This window comes from Pseudomonas sp. UME65 (assembly GCF_014170225.1).
GTDB classification, from domain to species: Bacteria; Pseudomonadota; Gammaproteobacteria; order Pseudomonadales; family Pseudomonadaceae; genus Aquipseudomonas; species Aquipseudomonas protegens.
On record NZ_LZZQ01000004.1, the window covers coordinates 433,037 to 454,293 of the forward strand.

Below are 21,257 nucleotides of genomic sequence, written 5' to 3' on the forward strand. Positions count from 1 at the left end.
TCCCGCAGCCAATCATTCCATTCAAAGGTAACAAAATGAACGCAGTAACTATGGGTAAGCACTTCACTACACTGCTCCCGAACGGGATTGTGGAGATTGTATCGGCAGCACAAAACACTGGTGGTCTGATCATCCAGACCGGTCTGATCGCCCCCTCGAGCGGTACCGTTGATCTATATGTAGGGCCGACCGGTTCTTCCCTTGCCGATTCAGCAATCATCTTCTCCGGCAACGGTTCTCATATCACGAATAGCAACTCGGAGGTTGTTATGCCATACCCGATTCGCATCCCTGCGGGCAAAGCGCTGTGGACATACTCGTCTACTCCGGGTGGCGCAATCGCATTGACATGGGATTTGCTGGCTTAACGGTGCCACCTGATCCATAAGCCTGGATGAAATAGAAAAGCCCGGACCTGTACCGGGCTTTTTTGTGCCTCTGAGGAAAGCCGCTACCGAAGTGGACGTTTCCCCGGATGTCTTTCGGATTCCCTGCGGCGAGCGCAGCCTCACGGAAGGCCTGGCTACTGATAAGCCGGCAAGTGCAGTACAACGGAAAAACACTGGCAGCCCGCGCACCCTACCTCACCATGCTGTCGGGGTGGCGCGAGACTGGTCCTGGCGAGGTCGATGCAACGGGGCGTCGGCGCTGAGAAGGTCTTTGGCCGACAGCGCAGGAAGACGCGCGCACCTATTCAGGCCCTGGCATCCGCCGGGGCGTTTTCGTTTATGCGCAAGTGCGATAACCTCGGCGTGGCCATTTGGCATTATCTGCAGAGGGATATGAATGCGCAGGAATAAAGATATCGCGTTGCAGTTGCTGAACATCTTGGCTGAAGAACCTGGCGGGTTCGCCATCCAGCGCTACGAACTGCGCCAGGAGTTTGTCAACAGCGCTTTGAGTTCAGGCCTCGGCATTTCAGACCTGCGGAGGGTGGCCGACTATCATCTTCACATTCTCGAAACGGCAGGCTTCGTAAAATTAACCAAAGATGAAGAGATAAAAGGGTGGTCCCAATCCGATTACTTTCAAATGACTTGGGCAGGACATGACTATCTAGAGTGCAACTCTCCTGGGTACATCCCCGAAAAGTGACCATCTGTTGAAGTTTTCAAGTTTGCCCTCCGACATTGCGCGGCGCTTTATGTTTTGTGAAGTGAACACAGCTAGGGTGGGCCTGGACGCGGTATTTGGACTGCCCCCGGTACGATAGACATCCCCGGCCTACGCTTTGAGCATAGGAGGAAGTCTATGAGCACCCAGCGATTCACCCCGGAATTCAAGGCCGAAGCCGTCAGGCAGATCATCGAACGCGGATACTCAGTGGCAGAAATTGCCGCACGCCTCGGCGTCTCTACTCACAGCCTCTACAAATGGGTAAAGGCCGTCACTCCCGACAAGTCGGAGAAGCAAGCCAGCGAACTACTGGAAGCCAAGAGCGAAATCTTGCGACTGCGGGCCCAGATGCGTCGCCTTGAAGAGGAGCGGGATATTTTAAAAAAAGCCGCGCGGTACTTTGCCAGGGAGCCCGAGTGAAGTACCGCTTCATGAACGAGCATCGCCATCAGCACGCAATTACCACAATGTGCAAAGTACTGCGGATTGCTCGTGCTGGGTTCTATCAATGGCTGCACAAGCCCGTTTCCGACCGCGATCAGGACAATCACCGACTGCTCCAGTTGATTCGCAGTTCCTACGCGGCAAGTCGCGGTGTTTATGGCGCACGACGTGTCTTTGGCGATCTTCGGGAAGCGGGCGAAACCTGCGGTAAGCACCGTGTTGCTCGTTTGATGCGCACGCACAAGATCAAGGCACTGCGTGGCTACAAGGCCCCCCGGCCGATCACCGGGCGGCCTTCAATCATCGCTCCCAACCATCTCAATCGGGAGTTCACCGTCGACGCCCCCAATAAGGCGTGGGTGACCGACATTACCTACATTCGAACCTGGCAAGGCTGGCTGTACTTGGCAGTGGTAGTGGATCTGTATGCGCGCAAGGTGGTTGGCTGGTCTATGAAGCCAACGCTGGCTCGCGAACTTGCCTTGGACGCCTTGCTTATGGCGCTTTGGCGGCGAAAACCGAAAACGCGCGTCATCGTACATTCCGATCAGGGCAGCCAATACGGTAGCGATGACTGGAAGCGTTTCTGCGCTGCCAACAACCTGGAGCCCAGCATGAGCCGACGTGGAAATTGCTGGGACAATGCGGTAGCCGAGACCTTTTTCAGCAGCTTGAAGAAAGAGCGCATCCGCAAACGCATCTACAAAACCCGAGACTTGGCCCGGGCCGACTTATTCGACTACATCGAGGTTTTCTACAACCGAACCCGTCGCCATAGCCACTTGGGTGGCGTCAGCCCCGAGGCCTTTGAAAGCGCCTTGTTATGAGGCTGGGAAATGTCTATTGGAATGGGGGTAGTCCACGTCAGATTTACTGTGTTCATAGTTGTGGACTGAATCCGCGTTCGTGGAATTCAATTTTTCTGCGCGGTTGATTGGGTTCCCAAGGGGTAGCTGTGACCGGGTTCCAATCTGGGGCTTGGTGCCCGGATTGATGAGCGGGTTCGGCCTGGCTTGCTAGGTTATCGGCTCGATGGGGGGAGGGCGCACGGTTGGCAACTACTCCTGCCACGCCCATGACTTGGCACTTGTTACGGCTGGATCACGCAGACTAGTGGAGGGTGGCAATGCGCCGGTTTTCGCCAATCCTGATTCGGTCCAGCGCTCGGTTGAGTGCGTCCAGGGCATTGAGCAAGGCTTGTGCCTCGGTTTCCCGACCCTGACCCCAGAGGCGCTCGGCCATCTTGTTCAAGGCCTGGATGGAGCGCTCGATATCGGCGGCAGTGACTGCCTTGGCATCCTCCGGCTCTTTTCTAGGCATGGGCTGAGGCCTCGATTGTGGTTTGTTGGCGAACTGGATGATGGGTTTGCCAGTGTTCGATGGAGGGCTGTTTCCGGTTTGGTCTGGCGAGATTCATGGAAGGCCTGTCACTGACGACATTTCAAGGCCGCGGCTTGTATGTCGGAGGCGCTACCGACGTTGACGACGCTCATGCTGTCGGCGCCAAGTTCGGCTGCTTTATTGAAGGCCATATTCAGCGCGTCCCCATTGGAGGAGCCCTTCACGGTAAATGCCGTCAGAACCTTGCAGGCCTGTGCCGAGGGGGCCGTCACCAGATCGACCTGCCTTCCTGCTTCCGTCAGTTGTGTGGTGCAAGCCGAGACCGAAGCCGCAGCGACGACAAGCAAGACAAGGCCACGCAGATTACGCATCACTGAACACTCCTGTCGACGAGGTTGTCGGCCTATCCCGGCCAGCCAGCCCCGGGCAATCATCGCGAGTACATCGCCCACCAGAACACATGGCCCAGGATCGAGATCTGCTGTTCCTGGATTTCGGCGAAGCTATAGTCTTCGTCCGGATGTTCATCCCGATTGAAGCTGCGCAGGCGCAGCCCGACCGGCAAACGGTAAACCTGCTTCACGCGCAACTGGCCATTGTGGTTGAGTGCATACATCTCCCCATCGACTACATCCTTCAGGGCATTCCTGCCGACGTTCACGCCAACGGTTGCGCCGTCGCGCAGCACCGGGACCATGCTGTTGCCGCTGACCGACACGCACTTGGCGTTGTTGAACTGCACGCCGTTCTGACGCAGATCTTTCTTGAAGAAGCGCAGCCGGGCGGTATCGCTTTCTTCGATGACAAACCGGCCCGAGCCTGCAGCCAGCTCCACCTCGTGAAGAAAGGGGACGTAGACCTCGTTGTCATCGAGCGGGGTCGCATCGTCCCAGGTCTCGATATCGTCCAAATGCACGCTTGGCTGGGTGCGTGCCGATGCGGTATCCGCGGCCTTGAGCATTTCTCCAACGCCTTCAGCGAGCCACATGGAGGAAACGCCGCATACCGAGGCAATCTGGGCGACAAAGGCCGTGGCCTTCGATTTGCCACGTTCCAGGTCGGAGATTGAGGTTTGGGTCAGGCCGGCACGTTCAGCGAGCTCTGTTTGATTGAGCTGGGCGTGGCGACGAGCTGTTTTGAGTCGATCTTTAAATTCCATCCGCCCAGTATTACGGGGGTTCCCATAAGCTTGCAAATGGGTATTCCTATATTGTACTATATGGGTGTTCCCGTAAGGGCGTCAGGCAGATAATCAAATGGATTTGCAGATGTTAAAAGAATGCAGATGTGGAAGTTGCAATCGACTTCTCGCTCGAGTGGGCGAGTTTACTGAGCTCCAGATCAAATGTTCCCGCTGTGGAACCTTGAATCATGTAAAGGCCGCGAGTCTCGAGCTATCGCCAGGAGCGGCCAGGTGTGACAGCGGCGTCGGTCATTGAGCCTGTGTTGCAACGGCTCGTCCGGGCCAGAGGCCCGAACTGCTGTTGCATGACGGTTCCAGGCCGCGCGTAGCGCTTTCGCAGTCATTATTGGAATGGGTGGAGCTCTCACGCCGTGGCGGTCATCACTGCGCGTTGAAGCTATCGCCCCCTTCGTGAAAGCCAAGAGCTTCGATTTCCTCGCCTTTGAGCGACATGCAGGCGGAATCCTCCGCATCCATCATTCGACTCAATAGGTAACAACATGGCTTGGATTCGATACGACTTTACCGATAACGGCTCTTCTGTGCTGCCGGCTCGCTACTACATGGCGCCGAACCAGTATCTTCAATCCCCCAACAAGCGCTTCAAGCTGCTCTTCCAGCCCGATGGCAACCTGGCACTGTATGACGGCGCCCAGTTGGCATGGGTGGCTGACCAGAACACGCCGTTCACCAACGTGAGCAAGGGCAACAAGAAAGATCCGATGATGGTCTTCATGAACTACGGCTTTGTCCTGGATGACCCGCTGCGTGGCCGTATCTGGTCGACCACTCCGAGTGACCCCACCATGGGTTCGCGCGAAGATGCCTCGCTGCGTGCGTTCACCCAGCTTCAGGACGACGGGAACATCGTCACTGTCGACACCATCCCGCACTGGTATGCGCCCAATGGTCGTGTATTCACCCCGGCGGTGGGTACGGCAATGATCATCAGCGGTCCGGCCGAGCTGGTACCGGGCCAGCTCTACAGCGCTGGCGATCACGCTCTGGTCTTCCAGGGCGATGGCAACCTGGTGGTGTACGGGCCGAACTGGAGCGTGGTCTGGGCGACCTATACCCAGAACAAAGGTGGTGTGCGCTGCGTCATGCAGGCAGACGGCAACCTGGTGATCTACGCCGCGAACAATGCGGTCGTCTGGCAGAGCGGCACGGCTGGTCACCCCGGCGCAACCATCCGCCTGCAGGCCAACGGCAGTTTCACGATAGTGACCGAACGGCCGATCTGGGCCCGCTTCGGCTATACCCCGACCATCAAGCCGCCGCGTGTGTTCTACCCCGATCACAAGTGGAAAACCGGTAGCTACACCTGGGACAACGTGTTCTAACGGCCTGCAAGAGGCCCCGCGACGATGCGGGGCTTCTACAGGCTTCACTCAAGGGCCCGGCAGGCTTGTTCTGCCGGGCTCTGCCCATTGGTGGCGCAGATTGAACGGGGTCACGAACGGGCAAGCGACAGCTGGCCTTCAAAGGCCGTGCGTTCAACCTTGAAAAACAGATTCTCCTGAGTACCGCCATTCACCTGCTTCAGGACGGTGTGCGACAACTGCCCGCCGATTTTCTCCATGGCTCGCTGTGAGCGGATATTCGAACCCGCAACATGGAACCAGACGGTGTCGACCCACTGAAAGGCGTGCCCGAGCATCAGGTACTTGAGTTCCTTGTTGGCACTGCCCCCCCATTTTTCGCGCGCCAGAAAGGTGTAGCCGATGGCAACTTCACGCTGGTCCTCGTTGAACTCGTAGTAGCGGGAGCTGCCTGCAACCTTGCCGCTGTCGCGGTCGATCACGATCAGGGTGCTCTTGGCCGCCAGTGCGTCGTCGTACCATTGGCGAAATACCGGCTCCTGATAGCGGGTCGAGCTTTGGTGCTGAGCCCAGATCAAGGGATCGCAGGCGACGCCATACAGCGCCGCGAAGTCCACGGCCTCAAGTGGGCGCAGTTCAAGTGATTCACCAACGAGCAGGGGCGAGAGGGGCAGCGATTGCATCAGTGATCTCCAAAGGACGAATGCATCTGTTTCGTTGCGCGAGGCTTGCTGGATGAGCAATATGCTCCGGTTGCATCACGGCTACGCGGGAGCCGGAACCTTAACAAGGCTCTGGCAGGCCTGAATAGCGCGGCACGGCTGCTGTTGGCCGCGAGTATCCCTGATCGGCCTGTGGCGCATCACCTGGTCAACCCCGCGCAATACTCAACAAGCGCGCAATCGCTCTGAGCACATCAATGGATGGCAACGCGACGATGAAATACCCCATTAGCCTGTTGGCATGCACGCTCTTACTGGCCTCGCCCGCGTGGGCGCAGGGCAAGCGGGTGATTCCCGGTAGCGAGCAGGTCGAGGCGGGTTATCTCTCGTCGCAATTGTTGCTGAAGCCCTGTACGGACGTGACGACGCTGGGCTTCAGCGCGGACGACAGCGCCCTGCACGATGCCGCCGCCGCGCGCCAGGCCTTGCCTGCGGGAACCTGCAACGACGCAGCGCTGGTGGAGAAACTGTTCAAGGCGCGCTTTGTGCAGTACGGCTCGATCACGCAGGTGTTCACCCCCTGGCAATTGGCACGGCAGGTCGATAGGCAGAACCGCGCCATCAGCCGTTGCCCGGATACCCGATGCCTGGGCCGCGAGCTGGATGCAGTGATTGCCGCGCTGGCGCCGGTGTATCTCGGCGCCCGCCGGGCCTGGCCCAGGGGCAAGGGGCTGTGCGCCAGCGAGCCGGTGGACAGCCCGGCGAACCAGGCCCTGGCGGTTCTGGGCGCCGACACCCGTCAGCAGATCAATGCGCAATGCGCGCAGGAGGGGGTGATTGCCACAACCTGCCACGGCCCCCATGGCCAATTGCTGTTCTTGAGCTGTGGCATGAGCGGCAATCAGGTCAACTCAAGCCAATGGCTTTATCGTGCCGGCAAGGCACACGCCGAGCCGCTGTTCGCCGTCGAGGATGGCCCCCTGGGCGTACTGGCGACTTCCTGCAACGGCATGCCCGACCTGATGACCAGTGCACGGGTCAGTGCCGGAGAGCACAACGACACCTTCTACCGGTACGACGGCAAGGCCTATCAGCAGGTGTATTCCTACATCAGCACCTTTGTCGGTATCGATGCCAACGGCAATGACCTGGCCATCGCCCAGGCCGGCGCACTGGCCAAGGTCGCGTGCCGCTAGGGGGCGCGCATTGCTCACAGCGCGCGGCAAAGATCAAGATTGACCTCCCTGGCCGACGCCCAGAAGATGCGGCCCTTCGTATCCAGTCTCGGGAGAGGGCATGCAGGCTCATGACGCTTACTTCACTATCGACGCCGAGGCGCTGCAGGACCGCTCGCTGGCCGAGCTGGCCGCCGGGCAGCCGCTGCCGCTGCGCTGCGCAGGGCTGGACCTGAGCGGCCAGGACCTGTCCCGCATCAGCCTGCCCGGGGCCTTGTTCGAACGCTGCCTGCTGACCGGCGCCGATCTCACCGCGGCCAACCTGATCAATACCCGCTGGACCAGCTGCCGCGGCGGCCAGGCCAACCTGCGTTCTGCAGTGCTTACCGATGCCCGTTTCGAACGCTGTGACCTGAACAACACGCAATGGCAGCGCAGCAAGGTGGCCCATGCAAGCTTCGACGGCTGCAAGCTCACCGGCGCCCACTTCGGCGACGTGTCGGCCCTGGGCCTGAGCTTTTCCGACTGCCTGCTCAACAGCGCCATGCTCTCGGGTATCTCGTTCTACAAGTCGCAGTTGCACAACATCGATTTCAGCGAAGCCGACCTGACCTACTGCGACTTTCGCAAGGCGGTGTTTGTCGACGGCGGCAGCCTGTCCATGGCCCGGGTCAACAATGCCCGCTTCGATGACGCCGACCTGCGCGAAGCCAGCCTGCATGGGCTGCGCCTGGTGGATGCCAAGCTGTTCAAGGGGGCGATCATTTCCCGCAGCCAGGCCGGCATGCTCCTGGCCGGGCTGGGCCTGACCGTGCTCTGACTAGAGCCCGGCCGCTGCGGGTTGGGCCTGCAGCAATTCGTCGAGCACCCCCATGAAGGCTTCCACCAACTGGCTGCGGCCCTGCTTGCGGGTCAGTACCAGCAACTGGGCGGTGGCGCTGGGGTCGGCGAGGGGGCGGTAAGTCACGCCTTTTTTCGCCAGGGTCTGGGTGCAGCGGGGCACCAGGGCAATGCCCTGGCCGGCGGCGACCAGGGCGATGATCGAGGTGATCTGCCGGCCGCTGGGGCCCGGGCGCAATGGCAGGCCGTTGCGTCGGTAGAGTTGTTCGATGGCTTCGTTGAGCCCCGAGCCGTAGTCGGCGGGAAACAGGATCAGCGGATGCTCGCTAAGCTCGGCCAGAGTCACTTGCGCCTGCGCGGCCAGGGGGCTGTCGCTGGAGATCGCCGCCACCAGCGGTTCGTCCCCCAGGGACAGGGACTGGATATCGCTCTGCTCGCTCGGCGGTTGCATGCGGCTCATGCCGATGTCGATGCGCCCGTCGACAATCTGCGACCACTGGCTGACCGAAGCACCTTCCACCAGGGTCAATTGCACGTCCGGGAAGCGCTGGGCGAAGGCCTGGATCGCCTGGCTGAACAGGTCCGAGAGGGCGATGGAACTGGCGTAGCCCAGGGCCAGTTGCCCGGCGCAACCTGCAGCCAGCTTGCCGGCCATGACCTGGGCCAGGTCCACCTGTTCCAGCACGGCCCGGGCGTACGGCAGGAAATGCCGGCCCTGGGCGGTGAGGGTCACGGTGCGGCTGGTGCGGTCGAACAGGCGAAACCCCAGTTCGGTTTCCAGGGCCGAAATCTGCCGGGTCAGCGGCGGTTGCGCCAGGTGCAGGCGCAGGGCGGCGCGACCAAAATGCAGCTCTTCGGCGACCGTCAGAAAATAACGCAACTTGCGTAGATCGAGCATCCTGTTCCCTGGGTATTGATCGGTCGGAATTCGGTATTGGTCTTGGCTTGGCGACGTATTTTATAAAGGCCTTTGGTCATAAAACGAGAGGTTTCATGAATTCGCGTCAGCATTGTGCGCGCATCGCCCTGTTTCTGTGTGGTTGTGCGGCATTTCTCAACCTGTATGCGACCCAGGGCATTCTCCAGGAATTTGCCCAGAGCTTTCAGGTGAGCATCCGGGAAGCCGGCTGGAGCATCACCGTCACCACCCTGGCGGTGGCCCTCACTGCGCCCTTTGTCAGCCGCTTTACCGGGCGTTTCGATCAGCGCCGGGTGATTGTGGTGGCCGCGCTGTTGCTGGCGGTGCCGGCGGGGCTGGCGGCCTATGCCGGCAGTTTTACCCAGCTGCTGGTCTGGCGCCTGGTGGAGGGCATGCTGATCCCGGTGGTGTTCGCCACCAGCGTGGCCTACATCGGCGACCGCTGGAGCGGCGGCACCGTGACCGAAGTCACCAGCCTGTATGTCGCCGGCACCGTGCTGGGCGGCTTTGCCGGGCGTTTTGTCACCGGTTTCATGACCGAATACGTGGGCTGGCGCGAAGCCTTTGCCTTGCTCGCGGGCCTGAGCCTGCTGATCGGGGTGGCCATTCATTTGCTGCTGCCGGCCAACCCGCCCCTGACCGCGCCCCGGGCATCCGGCGGCCTCAGCGCCCTGCGCGAGCTGTGCCGGCGGCCCTTGCTGGCGGCCTACGGCGTGGGCTTCTGCGTGCTGTTCTCGCAAGTGGCCACCTTTACCTACGCCGGGCTCTACCTGAGCCAGGCGCCGTTCGACCTGGGGGCTGCTGCCCTGGGCGCGATCTACAGCGTGTTCCTGCTGGCCCTGGTGGTGATCCCCATCGCCGGGCGCCTGAGCAAGTCGCGGCCCCAGGCCGAGCTGCTGGTGGCCGCGGCGTTGCTCGGGGTCTGCGGTTCGGCCCTGACCCTGCTGCCGTCGCTGTGGCTGATCGTGCTGGGCCTGGCCCTGAGTTCCACCGGAGTGTTCCTGGCCCAGGCCGCCGCCAACTCCTTTACCACCGCCACCGCCCGCCACAACAAGGCCGGCGCCGTGGGCCTGTACCTGACCTGCTACTACCTGGGCGGCAGTTTTGGCGCCGTGGTCCCGGCCCTGCTCTGGAGCCACTGGGGCTGGCAGGGCTGCGTGGCGCTGATCGTGCTGTTCCAACTGCTGTCGCTGCTGATTGCCTGGGGCGGCTGGAAGCCCCTCGAACCCCAAACCCCGGTCGCGGCTCGCGAACCGTCCAACCCGATAGATTCATCATCCAACAAGGAATACGTGAGGTGACCATGAATAACGTACTGACCCGGCAGAGCCAGTTGCTGAAGATTGTCGAACCTGTGTTGAACGACATGCCGGCCAGTGTCTTGAAGCATGCGCTGTTCGAGGCGTTCTGGAGCGAAGAGGGCGCCCTGGTGGACATCGAGCACGCCTTCGAGAAGCTCACCTCCCGTCGCCACGAGCCGGCGGTGCTGCGCAAGTTCTTCGCCAGCTGGTCGAAGACCAACAACTCCGCCACCAGTGTGTCCGGGCTGGCCAACCGCATCACCTTGCTGGCCCGCTCCGGGCAGGGCTCGGAAGCCGCCGACGGCCTGTACCGGGCCTGCGGCAGCCTGCAGCGGATCACCGATGAAGACCTGGGCGCCCTGGGCAATACCCTGCATTCGGACCTGTTCTACAACATGGCCACGCCGATCTGCGGCGATGACCAGTGGCTGCTCAAGGAAAACTGCCTGCCCTCGGCCCAGGGCTTCAAGGACTGGACGGATTTTCGCCGCCTGCGTGACCGCGACCTGCTGCAGGGCCTGCTGACCACCCTGATCCACGAGGTCTACACCCACGGCGAAGTGGAGTTCATCCACCCGCTGTACAAGCAGTGGTTCGTCCGCGACATGGGGGTGCCGGCAGAGAAGGCGCGCACCACCGTGGCCTGGGTCACGGTGCACACCGGCGGCACCGAGAGCAATCACTTCGCCCATGCGGTGGCGGCGGTCAACGAGTTCGTCGATGCCATGCAGGTGCGGGTCGACCCGCAGGCCGCGCGGGAAATCTTCGCCGAATACCTGCAGCGCAAGGCTCGGGTAATGCGCGACTGTGCCCAGCTGTTGCGTTGATGGCTCCGGCCCGGCCCCGGCAACGGGGCTTGTGGCTGACCCAGGCTCGCCTATCCTGTTGCTGATTGACCCTTCCTTTTCATTTTGCAGCCTGCCTCGACAATGAATGACCTGAAACATCACGCCTCCCCGGAGGCATTGCCGGCGTCCGATGTGTCGGTGCGCCGCCGTTCCCTGGTGGCCGGTTGCGGCGCCCACGCGGTGCATGACGGCCTGACTGACGTGATCTATGTACTGCTGCCGATCTGGCAGGCGCAGTTCGCCATGAGCTACGCCCAGATCGGCCTGCTGCGCGGCGCCTATTCCGGGATGATGGCCGGCTTCCAGTTGCTGGCCAGCCGTGGAGCCAAGCGCTGGGGGCGCGAGCGCCTGCTGGTGGGTGGCACTGCCCTGGCCGGGCTGGCCTACCTGCTGGCGGGGCAGGCCGGGGGGCTGGGGGTGCTGCTCCTGGCGCTGCTGCTGGGCGGCCTGGGGGCCAGTACCCAGCACCCGCTGGCGTCCTCGATCATCACCGACACCCACGAGGCTGGCGGCGGGGTCAAGGAAGCGCTGTCCCAGTACAACTTCGCCGGGGACATCGGCAAGACCCTGATTCCCGGGTTGGTGGGGCTGCTGCTGACCGTGATCAGCTGGCGTGCCAGCGTGACCCTGATCGGCCTCCTGGGGCTGGCCGCTGCGCTGGCGCTGTGGTGGCTGATCCCGTCCCGGGCGGCGACCCTGGCCATGCAGGAAAAGGCGCCGAAGACGGTCAAGGGCCAGGGCTCGGTCGGCGGCCTGCGGGCACTGATCCTCACCGGCACCCTGGACAGTGCGGTACGCATGGGTTTCCTGACCTTCCTGCCGTTCCTGCTCAAGGCCAAGGGCGCCGGCACCGCCGGTATCGGCCTGGCCCTGACCCTGCTGTTCGTCGGTGGCGCTTTCGGCAAGCTGCTGTGCGGTTACCTCGGGGCGCGCATCGGCATGATGAAGACCGTGTGGATCACCGAGTTCACCACCGCCAGCCTGATCGTGCTGGCGGTGTTCCTGCCCTATGTGGGGTTGATGGTGATGCTGCCGCTGCTGGGGCTGGCGCTGAACGGCACCTCGTCGGTGCTCTATGGCGCGGTGCCGGACCTGGCGGGGGCGGGCAAGCGCGAGCAGGCGTTCTCGCTGTTCTACACCGGCACCATCGGCGGCGGGGCACTGGCGCCGGTGCTGTTCGGCAGCCTCGGCGACGTCACCGGGATTCCCCTGGCGGTGATGGCCCTGGCCGCGACCCTGTTGCTGACCCTGCCGCTGTCCTGGTACGTGCAGCGTGGCCTGGACGCCGACGCCCGGTCCTTGCCCAGCCCCGGCTGAGGTCCCGCCAATGCATTGAAAGCGCAGGCCCGGAGCGGGATGGTCCGGGCCTGCTGCTTGCTGGTGGAGCGCTAGCCGCGCAGGCGCCATTCGGGCCCCGCGGCAGGGGCCGGCAGCGGCGCTGCCAGGGTCCTGGCCAGTTCGACGAAGCGCTCCAGGCAGCGCGACCCCAGGGGCGTGCGCCAACTGACCGTCTGTTCCAGCACATAGGGCTCGGCCAGCGGCACATAGACCACCCCGGGACGCTGCAGGGTCGCGGTGTAGTCGGGCACCACGGCCACCCCGCGCTCCGCCGCCACCAGGGACACCAGGGTGGTCATCTGTGACGCCGTGGGCCCCAGGCGCGGGATGATCCCGCTGTGGGCGCAGAGGTCCTCCAGGGCGGTGTTCAGGGCCGATCCGTAGGCGCTGGGAAAGGTCACGAAGGATTCCCCCGCCAGTTCGCAAAACCCCAGGCTGCTCCTGCCGGCGAAAGCGCTGCGCGACGGCACCGCCACCACCAGGGAATCGCGCGAACTCACCAGCGACTGCAAACCGTGGGCCGGCAAGTTGGGCGCCCCCCAGCCAAAGCCGATATCCAGGCTGCCATCGATCAACTGCTGGCGCTGGCTGGCGGTGGACACCTCGCGAAACGCCAGCTCCACCTCCGGCAGGCTGCGGCTGGTGTTGCGGATCATCTCGGAGAAAGCGTTGGACAGGGGAATCGAGCTGGCATAGCCGATGACGATACGGCCGATGGCGCCATGGGCGATCTTGCGCGCGGTGGCCTCGGCCTCGCCGACGGCACTGATCACCCCCCGGGCCTGCTGCAGGAACAGTTCGCCCTCCGGGGTCAGGCACACGGTGCGGGTCGAGCGTTCGAACAGGCGGATGCCCAGGCGCGCCTCCAGGGCGGCGATATGCCGGGTCAGCGGCGGTTGGGCGATCCGCAGGCGCAGGGCGGCGCGGCCGAAGTGCAATTCATCGGCAACGGTGACGAAATAACGCAGACGACGGAGCTCTAGCATTTCTTGTTTTTCCAGTATCAATCACGACGCAAACAGTATTGGCCGCTATTTGCGACTGTCATCAGAATGTAAGACGACCAGCCTAGACCAGCTTTCCAGGTTGCCGGGGGCACATGGGTACAGGCTCGGTTCACTCTGTTTTCCGATTGTTTTCGCAGGTACAAAAATGACAAGCAGCGAAGCCACGGCCGTCCGTTTTTCCTTGTCCCAGCGTGCGCTGGGCCTCAGTGCTCCAGGCACCTCGAGCATGCGCAGCAAAGCCAACGCCCTGAAGGAAAGCGGGATCAAGGTGATCAATTTCGCCGCCGGCGAATTGTCCTTCGATGCCTGCGAGGACATGCGCGCCGGGGCCATCGAAGCCATCGCCAATGCGCGCAACCGCTACACCCCGCCCATCGGCCTGCCGGCCCTGCGCGAGAAGCTCGCGCAACGGGTCAGCCAGCGCACCGGGGCTGCGTTCGCCGCCAATGAAGTGGCGGTCACCGCCGGGGCCAAGCAGGCGCTCTACAACGCCTGCATGGTGCTGCTCAACCCCGGGGACGAGGTGATAGTGCCCACCCCGTACTGGGAAACCTTTCCCACCCAGATCCGCCTGGCCGGCGCCACCCCGGTGTGCGTCCAGACCCGCGCCGACCACTACCGGCTGACGGTGGACGCGGTGCGTGGCGCGCTCACCGAGCGCACCCGGATGATCGTCATCAACACCCCCAACAACCCCACCGGCACCGTCTATGAACGCGAGCAACTGCTGGCCATCGCCCAGTTGGCCCAGGAGCGGCAACTGTGGGTGATGTTCGACGAGTGCTATCGCGGCCTGGTGCGCGAAGGCCACGAGCACCACAACATCCTGGCGCTGTGCCCGGCATTGAAAGGGCAGACGGTGCTGATCGATTCCTTCTCCAAGAGCCAGGCGGTGACCGGCTGGCGGGTCGGCTACGCCTGCGCCCCGGCGCCGGTGATCGCGGCCATGCACAACCTGCAGGGGCACACCACCTCAAACCCCAGCAGCCTGTCCCAGTACGCCGCGCTCAATACCCTGAACGCCGATTCGTCGCACTTTGCCGACCTGGTCAACCCGTTCCTGCAACGCCAGCTGCACGCCGCACGCACCTACCTCGACCGCCTGGAAGGGGTGAGCTATGCGCCGCCGGAAGGCGCCTTCTACCTGTATATCGATGTCTCTTCCCGGCTCGGCGGCTACTACCAGGGCGAAGCGGTGCGCGATGTGGATCACCTGGCCGACCTGCTGCTGACCGAGGCGCACATCGCGGTGGTGCCCGGTTCCGGTTGTGGCGACCCCCACTGCATCCGCATTTCCTACGCCGTGGAATATGAGGAACTGATCGAGGGCCTGGGCCGTTTCGCCCAGTTCATCTCGGCGATCGTCATCGACTGAAGCGGCTCCCGGCAGCCCAGCCCCCAGGGGATCAAGCCCGTTCCTGAGCCCGCCGTGGCCCGGGCCGGCGTCGTTCATCTTGTTGTCCGTGAAGTGAAGAACAATTACAGGAGAAAAACATGGAGAGTTCCCGCAAGGCGTTCATCGGCTACGTGCACCAGGCCCTGGTGGATGTCGAGGACCGCAACCTGGTGGAGGCCCTGCTGACGGGCTTTGAAAACCACCCCGACAAGCTGGACGGCTACTGCCTGACCTACCAGCGCATGACCTCGCGCAAGTGGTCCGAGGACTCGCTGTGCACCTTTTTCTGCGGCTGGCGCAGCCCGGATGGCGCGGCCCATGCGGTGTCCAGCATCATCGTGCGGCTGCTGCAGGAGTCCGAGGACCTGCCCGGTGATGACAACAAGCTCAAGCTGCTGGAGGCGGCCCGGCACTGCGGCGAGATCATCGTCGAGGACGTCGGCCTGGGCGAGATGCACGGCCATCCCCACCATTCCAAGCTCTACCACCGCATGGCCTCGGCCATCTGCGGCTCGGACAACTGGCGCCTGCAGGACAAGTACCTGAACCCCATCACCAAGGAGTTCTCCACCTGGGTCGGCGAGAAGCGCCCGCTGGCTCCGAACCTGGTGGAAGCCCTGGAGATGATGGCCCTGACCGAGCTGTTCAACACCGGCGAGTACAACCTGATGACACCGCTGTGGAAGAACTGGCTGCGCGAATCCTGCGGTTACCCCGCCGGGGAAGCCAACCGCATCGCCGGCTTCCTCAGCGTTCACTGCGGCGCCGTCGAGGCCCGGCATTTCCGCCACGCCACCGACGCCCTGAAGCTCTACACCCAGGCCACCGGCCAGCAGGTCAACTACCGGCGCATCGCAGCGCTGTCCGATGAGTACGTGCTGCGCGCCTGCCAGCACCTGGAGAAGATGGCCTCCGTACTCAAGGAATAAGCGCCTGCCAACCAGGCCGGGCAGGGCGCCTGCCCGGCACCGCAGGCCGGACCCTCATTCATTTATTGGAGAACTACCCACATGCGTCTTGAATCCGACTCGATGGGTTCCATTTCGGTACCGTCCAACAAGTACTGGGGAGCCCAGACCGAACGCTCCATCCACAACTTCCCCATTGGCCGTGCACGCTTCCAGTGGGGGGCGCCGATGATCCGCAGCATGGGCATCCTGAAGAAGGCCGCGGCCCTGGCCAACCTCAAGCTCGGCGAGCTGCCGGAAGCCATTGCGCTGCCCATCGTCAAGGCGGCGGATGAGGTGATCAGCGGGCAACTGGACGAGCATTTCCCGCTGGTGGTGTTCCAGACCGGTTCCGGCACCCAGTCCAACATGAACGCCAACGAAGTGATCGCCAACCGGGCCATCGAGATGCTCGGCGGCGAGCTGGGCAGCAAGAAGCCGATCCACCCCAACGACCACGTCAACCGTGGCCAGTCGTCCAACGACACCTTCCCCACGGCGATGTACATGGTGGTGGTGACGGAGATCTTCGAAACCCTGCTGCCGGGCGTCTCGGTGCTGCGCGACACGCTGTTCGAGAAGGCCGAGCAGTACCGCGATGTGGTCAAGGTCGGACGCACCCACTTGCAGGACGCCACCCCCATCACCCTGGGCCAGGAGATCGGTGGCTGGGTCGAGCAGATCGACTATGCCCTGGCGGCCATCCAGCACAACCTCACCGGCCTCTACGACCTGGCCATCGGCGGCACGGCGGTGGGCACCGGGCTCAACTCCCATCCGCAGTTCGGCGACGAATGCGCCCGGGTCATCGCCGAGCTCACCGGCTACCCGTTCAAGTCCTGCGCCAACAAGTTCTTCGCCCTGTCGGCCCATGACGCACTGATCAACACCTCGGCGGCGATCCGCACCCTGGCCATGGCCCTGATGAAGATCGCCAACGACGTGCGCTGGCTGGCCAGCGGGCCGCGCTGCGGCATCGGCGAGATCGACATTCCAGAGAACGAGCCGGGCTCCTCGATCATGCCGGGCAAGGTCAACCCGACCCAGTGCGAGGCGCTGACCATGGTCTGTACCCAGGTCTTCGGCAACGATGCCACCGTGGCCTTCGCTGGCAGCCAGGGCAATTTCCAGCTCAACGTCTACAAGCCGGTGATGGTGCACAACGTGCTGGAAAGCATCACCTTGCTGGCCGAGTCCTGCCGGGCCTTCAACGACCACTGCGCGGTGGGCATCGAGCCGAACCGGGCGCGCATCGAGGCCAATATCGAGAAGAACCTGATGCTGGTGACCGCCCTCAACCGCCACATCGGCTATGACAAGGCCGCGATCATCGCCAAGACCGCCCACCACGAGGGCAAGTCGCTGCGGGACGTGGCCCAGCAGCTGGGCTATGTCTCGGCGGCGGATTTCGACCGCTACGTGGTGGCCCTGGACATGACCCACCCCTGAGCGAACCCGGTGTTCCCCAACCACAAGAGGCGTGTGAATCCCATGCAGGAAGCTGATATTCGCCGAACCAACCTGAGCCAGTTGCTGCGCCGCAAGCGCTGCCTTCGCGTGCTCGAAGCCCACAGCCCGATCTCCGCTCTGCTGGCGGAGCAATCCAGGCTGGAGCGGGGCAGCGGACCGAGCCTGGTCTACGACGCCATCTGGTCCAGCTCCCTTACCGACTCGACCCACAAGGGCCTGCCGGACATCGAGATCCTTTCGCCGAGCAACCGCTTGCACGGCATCCGCGAGATCTTCGATGTGTGTTCGTTGCCGATGATTTTCGACGGCGATACCGGGGGCAAGGCCGAGCACTTCGCCATCCACGTGAAGATGCTGGACCGGGCCGGGGTTTCGGCGGTGGTGATCGAGGACAAGTGCGGGCTGAAGAAGAACTCGCTGTTCGGCAACGCGGTGAGCCAGCTCCAGGACTCCATCGAGGAGTTCTGCGAAAAGATCCGCGTGGGCTGCGCCAACCGCAGCCACGAGGATCTGCTGATCATCGCCCGTTGTGAAAGCCTGATCCTCGACAAGGGCATGGACGACGCCATCGAGCGCTGCCTGGCCTATGTCGCGGCCGGCGCCGACGGGATCATGATCCACAGCCGCAAGAAGGACGGCCTGGAGATCCTCGAGTTCGCCCGGTTGTTCCGTCGCCATTGCCCGCGGGTGCCGCTGATCTGTGTGCCCACCAGCTACGCTCACTTGAGTTTCGACGAGCTGGAGGGGGCCGGCTTCAACGCGGTGATCTACGCCAACCACATGCTGCGCAGTGCCTACATGGCCATGCGTGATGTGGCGGTGGGGATTCTCGAGCATGGCCGGACCCTGGAGGTGGAGCCGCGGTGCCTGGGCATCGACGAGATCCTCGACCTGGTGCCGGGCACCCGTTAGGCACTCGCGGCCAACCCCCGTCGCAGGGCCTTCGAAGGGCGTGCTTTATCCGGTGTCGCGGCAAGATTCGGAACGTCCTGAAATCAGAATTTTCCTACAGACGCTGTGGAGGGTGCTGTCTAGACTCGCTCCCTGTTCGCCCGGCCAGCTACCACAGGCAACACGCTGAATGGCGGTGGTTGGTCAGGGCGGGCTGCAACACGGCTGTACCTGCCTGCCCGGTCCATGTTTCGCCTACTGCCCAGGCTGACCGGGTTGGTTCTACAGCGTGGGGCACTCATGGCCCCGGTCCCCACATCCCCCCAACCTCTCATCGCCCCAGCCCCCTGATACCCGGCCATCGCCAGTGGCTCAGGGCAAGGTCTGGGCGCGGGCCAGGCTCGGTGCCTGCGCGCCATCCTCCCAGGCACCACCCAGGGCCCGGAACAGATTTACCTCGGCCAGCAACTGCGCCAGGCGGTCATTGATCAGCCCTTGCTGGGCGCTGAACAGCGAGCGCTGGGCATCGAGGAACACCAGGTTGCTGTCGACGCCGATGCGGTAGCGGTGCTCGGCCAGGTTGTAGTAGTCCTGGCTGGCCTGCACCAGGCTGTGCTGGGCACTCAGTTGCTGCTGGAAGGTCTGGCGCGCGGCCAGGCCGTCGGCGACTTCCTGGAAGGCGGTCTGGATGGCCTTTTCATACTGGGCGACGCTGATGTCCTTCTGCAGCCGGGCGTAATCCAGGCTGGCCCGCAGGCTGCCGGCATTGAAGATCGGCAGGTTGATCTGCGGCTGGAAGGTCCAGGCCCCGGCACCACCCTTGAACAGCCCGGACAGCTCCTTGCTGGCGCTGCCGGCGTTGGCGGTCAGGCTGACGCTGGGGAAGAACGCTGCACGGGCCGCGCCTATATTGGCGTTGGCGGCCTGCAACTGGTACTCGGCCTGGAGAATGTCCGGGCGCCGCTGCAGCAGGTCCGAGGGAAGGCCCGCGGGCACCTGGGCCAGCATGCCCTCGGCCAGCCCGCGCCGGGGCAGGGCGTCGGGCAGCGGCGCCCCCACCAGCAGCGTCAGGTTGTTCAGGTCCTGGGCCACCTGGCGCTGGTAGCGGGCCAGGCTGGCGCGGGCACTGTCGACGCTGGTGCGGGCCTGGGCCACATCCAGGGCCGAGATCTTGCCGGCGCTGCCATTGCGGGCGGTCAGGCGCAGGCTCTGTTCGTCCGCGGCCAGGGTCTTGCGGGTCAGCTCCAGCAACTCCTGGTCGGCACACCAGCTCAGGTAGGCCGTGGCGACATTGGCCACCAGGCTCAACTGCGCGCTGCGCCGTGCCTCTTCGCTGGACAGGTAGGTCATCAGCGCCTGCTGGCTGAGGCTGCGGATGCGCCCGAAGAAGTCCAGCTCATAGGCACTGATGCCCAGGTTGGCGGAGTAGCTGGAGCTGATCAGTGCCTTGCTGCCGGTCATCTGTTCCGGCAGGCGCTGGCGCTTGCCCGAGACGCCGGCGCTCACCGCCGGGAACAGGTCGGCACGCTGGATGCGGTACTGGGCCTGGTAGGCCGCGACATTCAGCGCCGCCACCCGCAGGTCGCGGTTGTTCTGCAGGGCGCTGTGAATCAATTGCTGCAGCAACGGGTCCTGGAACAGTCCCTGCCAGTCGGCCCCCGGGTTGCCGGCAGCGGGGGCGAAGGCTGCGCCCTGTGGGTACTGGGGCGCCACGGGAGCGGTCGGGCGCTGGTAGTCCGGGGCCAGGGAGCAGCCGCCGAGGGCCAGGGCCAGGGCCGCCAGGGTCAGTGGGGAGTTACGCATTGATCAGCCTCGTGACAAGGACATCCTGATGGCGGACAGCCAGGGGCGTGCGGGCGGTTTCAGGCGCCGACCATCCACTTGGCCAGCCCGTGACGGCCGCTGACCCCGAGCTTGGCGGCGGCGCGCTTGAGGTAGGTTTCCACCGAGCTGTTCTTGACGCTCAGGCGCTGGGCCATTTCCGGCACGGTGCCGCCGGTCAGCAACCCCAGGCAGACTTCCTTTTCCCGCGCCGAGAGGGTGATGTCACCCAGGGACAGGCGCTCATCGAACTCCCGTTGCAGCGGTGTCTGCTGCAAGGCATCGGCGGGCTTGGCACTCCAGCTGCGCAGGTTCTTCAGGGCCTGTTGCCGGTGCAGCTGGGCGTGGCGTTCCAGCAACGGCAGCAGGGTCTGCGACAGGCTCTTGAGAAACGACAGTTCGGACAGGGAAAAACCGCCCTGGTCGGGAGCCCGGTAGAGGGCGATGACACAGCGGCGATTGGCTTTGCGCGAGACCAGGTGGCATTGGTGCGCGGTGGTGCGGGAAGGGCCGCTGCGGGCCTGGGCATTCATTTGAATCAGCAGCGAGTCGTCCATTTCCAGCATCTGCTGCAGCAGCGGGTCATGGCGTCGCGGCGGCTCCGGCAGTGGCAGGTCCTTGTGCAGCCCGGCGCGGCCCAGCAGGGTAATGGCCAGGGGGCTGGCCTGGCGTTCGTCCAGGGTCCATTCGCTGAGTACCAGTTGGGTCAGTGGCACCAGCTTGTCCACCAGTTGCAGCATTTCGCTGGCGAACTGCGGGTGGCCGGAGCTGGAAATCAACTGCCCCAGTTCGAAGTAGAAGTGCGGGGTTTCCAGGTTCGCAATACTGCTGGTCAGACTCATATCCTTATCATCCTTGATCGAGACAAATCGCTGATCGACGCGCGCTTGCCGCGGCATGCCGTGGCAGATTCCCGATGAACCTGATCCAGTTCCCGGGCGTTGATTTAAGCCTATGGCTTTGCCTGGCGTCTGTAGGGGGAAACCGGGACATCATGGCCCTGCCAGGGCCTCGCCAAGGCTCTGGGTCAAGCCCTTGCGACGGTCCCGTCGCGCCCGCCGGCGGGGTGTTTCCCGGCGTCAAGGTTGCCCGAGGGGCAAGCCTGCGGTGGAACGCAAAAGCCCTCCGCCAGGCCATGAGCGTCGTTCACGCGTAGCCAATTTCCTACAGCCGATTCAGCTGATCAGCAGAGCTGCTGCAACAGCCCGGCGCGGTGCTGCCCGAGGTGGCCGACCG

Annotated in this window: 22 protein-coding genes; 14 read left to right on the forward strand and 8 right to left on the reverse strand. The window is 63.5% G+C overall.

Features of this window, described 5'->3' with window-relative positions:
- Positions 1-35 precede the first annotated feature (35 nt).
- From A9971_RS03160 to A9971_RS03175, 3 genes are all read left to right on the forward strand, one after another.
- On the forward strand, positions 36-368 hold the full coding sequence (locus tag A9971_RS03160) for a hypothetical protein (protein ID WP_141679899.1): 333 nt from the start codon (positions 36-38) through the stop codon (positions 366-368).
- A gap of 418 nt (positions 369-786) precedes the next feature.
- On the forward strand, positions 787-1,095 hold the full coding sequence (locus A9971_RS03165) for a DUF2513 domain-containing protein (protein WP_065363492.1): 309 nt from the start codon (positions 787-789) through the stop codon (positions 1,093-1,095).
- A 156-nt stretch (positions 1,096-1,251) separates the two neighbouring features.
- A protein-coding gene (locus A9971_RS03175) for an IS3 family transposase (protein ID WP_220803016.1) occupies positions 1,252-2,387 on the forward strand; the annotation gives its coding sequence in 2 pieces (ribosomal slippage) (positions 1,252-1,504 and positions 1,504-2,387; 1,137 coding nt in all).
- A gap of 283 nt (positions 2,388-2,670) precedes the next feature.
- On the opposite strand, the gene A9971_RS03180 is transcribed toward A9971_RS03175, so the two are convergent.
- The 3 genes from A9971_RS03180 to A9971_RS03190 form a co-directional block, all read right to left on the reverse strand.
- Positions 2,671-2,880 carry a hypothetical protein gene (locus A9971_RS03180; protein WP_011060426.1) on the reverse strand — a complete coding sequence of 70 codons (210 nt, stop codon included), beginning with the start codon at positions 2,878-2,880 and terminating at the stop codon, positions 2,671-2,673.
- A 107-nt stretch (positions 2,881-2,987) separates the two neighbouring features.
- Entirely contained in the window at positions 2,988-3,272 is a 285-nt protein-coding gene (locus A9971_RS03185) for a hypothetical protein (RefSeq protein ID WP_183000905.1), read from the reverse strand.
- A 59-nt stretch (positions 3,273-3,331) separates the two neighbouring features.
- Positions 3,332-4,060: a helix-turn-helix transcriptional regulator gene (locus A9971_RS03190; RefSeq protein ID WP_011060427.1), complete on the reverse strand. Its 729-nt coding sequence runs from the start codon at positions 4,058-4,060 to the stop codon at positions 3,332-3,334.
- 109 nt (positions 4,061-4,169) lie between these two features.
- Between A9971_RS03190 and A9971_RS03195 the strand changes: the two genes are divergently transcribed.
- Together A9971_RS03195 and A9971_RS03200 are read left to right on the forward strand one after the other, a co-directional pair.
- Positions 4,170-4,340, forward strand: a complete 171-nt coding sequence (locus tag A9971_RS03195; RefSeq protein ID WP_072444854.1) for a Com family DNA-binding transcriptional regulator — start codon at positions 4,170-4,172, stop codon at positions 4,338-4,340.
- A gap of 244 nt (positions 4,341-4,584) precedes the next feature.
- Positions 4,585-5,427, forward strand: a complete 843-nt coding sequence (locus tag A9971_RS03200; protein ID WP_011060428.1) for a putidacin L1 family lectin-like bacteriocin — start codon at positions 4,585-4,587, stop codon at positions 5,425-5,427.
- A 110-nt stretch (positions 5,428-5,537) separates the two neighbouring features.
- Here the strand turns inward: A9971_RS03200 and A9971_RS03205 are convergent, their stop codons facing one another.
- Positions 5,538-6,089 (reverse strand): GNAT family N-acetyltransferase, encoded by a 552-nt coding sequence (locus A9971_RS03205; protein WP_015634926.1) that lies wholly within the window; start codon positions 6,087-6,089, stop codon positions 5,538-5,540.
- Positions 6,090-6,343: 254 nt separating this feature from the next.
- Here A9971_RS03205 and A9971_RS03210 point away from each other — a divergent pair, with 254 nt between their 5' ends.
- On the forward strand, positions 6,344-7,264 hold the full coding sequence (locus A9971_RS03210; RefSeq protein ID WP_227454134.1) for a hypothetical protein: 921 nt from the start codon (positions 6,344-6,346) through the stop codon (positions 7,262-7,264).
- A 100-nt stretch (positions 7,265-7,364) separates the two neighbouring features.
- The gene (locus A9971_RS03215; RefSeq protein WP_183000906.1) at positions 7,365-8,063 is read left to right on the forward strand and encodes a pentapeptide repeat-containing protein; all 699 of its coding nucleotides are present in this window, start codon (positions 7,365-7,367) and stop codon (positions 8,061-8,063) included.
- Here the strand turns inward: A9971_RS03215 and A9971_RS03220 are convergent, their stop codons facing one another.
- Positions 8,064-8,981, reverse strand: a complete 918-nt coding sequence (locus A9971_RS03220; protein WP_011060434.1) for a LysR family transcriptional regulator — start codon at positions 8,979-8,981, stop codon at positions 8,064-8,066.
- 95 nt (positions 8,982-9,076) lie between these two features.
- Here A9971_RS03220 and A9971_RS03225 point away from each other — a divergent pair, with 95 nt between their 5' ends.
- The 3 genes from A9971_RS03225 (at position 9,077) to A9971_RS03235 (ending at position 12,468) form a co-directional block, all read left to right on the forward strand.
- Entirely contained in the window at positions 9,077-10,303 is a 1,227-nt protein-coding gene (locus A9971_RS03225; protein WP_011060435.1) for an MFS transporter, read from the forward strand.
- Positions 10,304-10,305: 2 nt separating this feature from the next.
- Positions 10,306-11,130 (forward strand): hypothetical protein, encoded by an 825-nt coding sequence (locus A9971_RS03230; RefSeq protein WP_011060436.1) that lies wholly within the window; start codon positions 10,306-10,308, stop codon positions 11,128-11,130.
- Between the two features lie 102 nt (positions 11,131-11,232).
- A complete protein-coding gene (locus A9971_RS03235) occupies positions 11,233-12,468 on the forward strand; it encodes an MFS transporter (RefSeq protein WP_011060437.1) in 1,236 nt (411 codons plus the stop codon).
- A 71-nt stretch (positions 12,469-12,539) separates the two neighbouring features.
- On the opposite strand, the gene A9971_RS03240 is transcribed toward A9971_RS03235, so the two are convergent.
- On the reverse strand, positions 12,540-13,475 hold the full coding sequence (locus A9971_RS03240) for a LysR substrate-binding domain-containing protein (protein ID WP_011060438.1): 936 nt from the start codon (positions 13,473-13,475) through the stop codon (positions 12,540-12,542).
- 166 nt (positions 13,476-13,641) lie between these two features.
- Here A9971_RS03240 and A9971_RS03245 point away from each other — a divergent pair, with 166 nt between their 5' ends.
- The 4 genes from A9971_RS03245 to aepX all read left to right on the forward strand — a co-directional run bounded on the left by A9971_RS03245 (position 13,642) and on the right by aepX (position 18,221).
- Positions 13,642-14,871 carry a pyridoxal phosphate-dependent aminotransferase gene (locus tag A9971_RS03245; RefSeq protein WP_183000907.1) on the forward strand — a complete coding sequence of 410 codons (1,230 nt, stop codon included), beginning with the start codon at positions 13,642-13,644 and terminating at the stop codon, positions 14,869-14,871.
- Between the two features lie 119 nt (positions 14,872-14,990).
- Entirely contained in the window at positions 14,991-15,821 is an 831-nt protein-coding gene (locus tag A9971_RS03250) for a hypothetical protein (protein ID WP_011060440.1), read from the forward strand.
- Between the two features lie 81 nt (positions 15,822-15,902).
- Positions 15,903-17,288 (forward strand): class II fumarate hydratase, encoded by a 1,386-nt coding sequence (gene fumC / locus A9971_RS03255; RefSeq protein ID WP_161467372.1) that lies wholly within the window; start codon positions 15,903-15,905, stop codon positions 17,286-17,288.
- A gap of 42 nt (positions 17,289-17,330) precedes the next feature.
- Positions 17,331-18,221 (forward strand): phosphoenolpyruvate mutase, encoded by an 891-nt coding sequence (gene aepX / locus A9971_RS03260; RefSeq protein WP_011060442.1) that lies wholly within the window; start codon positions 17,331-17,333, stop codon positions 18,219-18,221.
- Positions 18,222-18,572: 351 nt separating this feature from the next.
- On the opposite strand, the gene A9971_RS03265 is transcribed toward aepX, so the two are convergent.
- A complete protein-coding gene (locus tag A9971_RS03265; RefSeq protein WP_011060443.1) occupies positions 18,573-20,003 on the reverse strand; it encodes an efflux transporter outer membrane subunit in 1,431 nt (476 codons plus the stop codon).
- A 59-nt stretch (positions 20,004-20,062) separates the two neighbouring features.
- Positions 20,063-20,863, reverse strand: a complete 801-nt coding sequence (locus tag A9971_RS03270; RefSeq protein ID WP_011060444.1) for a helix-turn-helix transcriptional regulator — start codon at positions 20,861-20,863, stop codon at positions 20,063-20,065.
- Positions 20,864-21,257: the final 394 nt, after the last annotated feature.

Coding starts and splice junctions, on each gene's coding strand:
- A9971_RS03200 (WP_011060428.1), top strand. CDS start 4,585: ATGGCTTGGATTCGATACGACTTTACCGATAACGGCTCTTCTGTGCTG.
- A9971_RS03270 (WP_011060444.1), bottom strand. CDS start 20,863: ATGAGTCTGACCAGCAGTATTGCGAACCTGGAAACCCCGCACTTCTAC.
- A9971_RS03245 (WP_183000907.1), top strand. CDS start 13,642: ATGACAAGCAGCGAAGCCACGGCCGTCCGTTTTTCCTTGTCCCAGCGT.
- A9971_RS03160 (WP_141679899.1), top strand. CDS start 36: ATGAACGCAGTAACTATGGGTAAGCACTTCACTACACTGCTCCCGAAC.
- A9971_RS03235 (WP_011060437.1), top strand. CDS start 11,233: ATGAATGACCTGAAACATCACGCCTCCCCGGAGGCATTGCCGGCGTCC.
- A9971_RS03265 (WP_011060443.1), bottom strand. CDS start 20,003: ATGCGTAACTCCCCACTGACCCTGGCGGCCCTGGCCCTGGCCCTCGGC.
- A9971_RS03180 (WP_011060426.1), bottom strand. CDS start 2,880: ATGCCTAGAAAAGAGCCGGAGGATGCCAAGGCAGTCACTGCCGCCGAT.
- A9971_RS03210 (WP_227454134.1), top strand. CDS start 6,344: ATGAAATACCCCATTAGCCTGTTGGCATGCACGCTCTTACTGGCCTCG.
- A9971_RS03185 (WP_183000905.1), bottom strand. CDS start 3,272: ATGCGTAATCTGCGTGGCCTTGTCTTGCTTGTCGTCGCTGCGGCTTCG.
- A9971_RS03230 (WP_011060436.1), top strand. CDS start 10,306: ATGAATAACGTACTGACCCGGCAGAGCCAGTTGCTGAAGATTGTCGAA.
- A9971_RS03195 (WP_072444854.1), top strand. CDS start 4,170: ATGTTAAAAGAATGCAGATGTGGAAGTTGCAATCGACTTCTCGCTCGA.
- A9971_RS03225 (WP_011060435.1), top strand. CDS start 9,077: ATGAATTCGCGTCAGCATTGTGCGCGCATCGCCCTGTTTCTGTGTGGT.
- A9971_RS03240 (WP_011060438.1), bottom strand. CDS start 13,475: ATGCTAGAGCTCCGTCGTCTGCGTTATTTCGTCACCGTTGCCGATGAA.
- A9971_RS03215 (WP_183000906.1), top strand. CDS start 7,365: ATGCAGGCTCATGACGCTTACTTCACTATCGACGCCGAGGCGCTGCAG.
- A9971_RS03220 (WP_011060434.1), bottom strand. CDS start 8,981: ATGCTCGATCTACGCAAGTTGCGTTATTTTCTGACGGTCGCCGAAGAG.
- A9971_RS03250 (WP_011060440.1), top strand. CDS start 14,991: ATGGAGAGTTCCCGCAAGGCGTTCATCGGCTACGTGCACCAGGCCCTG.
- aepX (WP_011060442.1), top strand. CDS start 17,331: ATGCAGGAAGCTGATATTCGCCGAACCAACCTGAGCCAGTTGCTGCGC.
- A9971_RS03205 (WP_015634926.1), bottom strand. CDS start 6,089: ATGCAATCGCTGCCCCTCTCGCCCCTGCTCGTTGGTGAATCACTTGAA.
- A9971_RS03190 (WP_011060427.1), bottom strand. CDS start 4,060: ATGGAATTTAAAGATCGACTCAAAACAGCTCGTCGCCACGCCCAGCTC.
- fumC (WP_161467372.1), top strand. CDS start 15,903: ATGCGTCTTGAATCCGACTCGATGGGTTCCATTTCGGTACCGTCCAAC.
- A9971_RS03165 (WP_065363492.1), top strand. CDS start 787: ATGCGCAGGAATAAAGATATCGCGTTGCAGTTGCTGAACATCTTGGCT.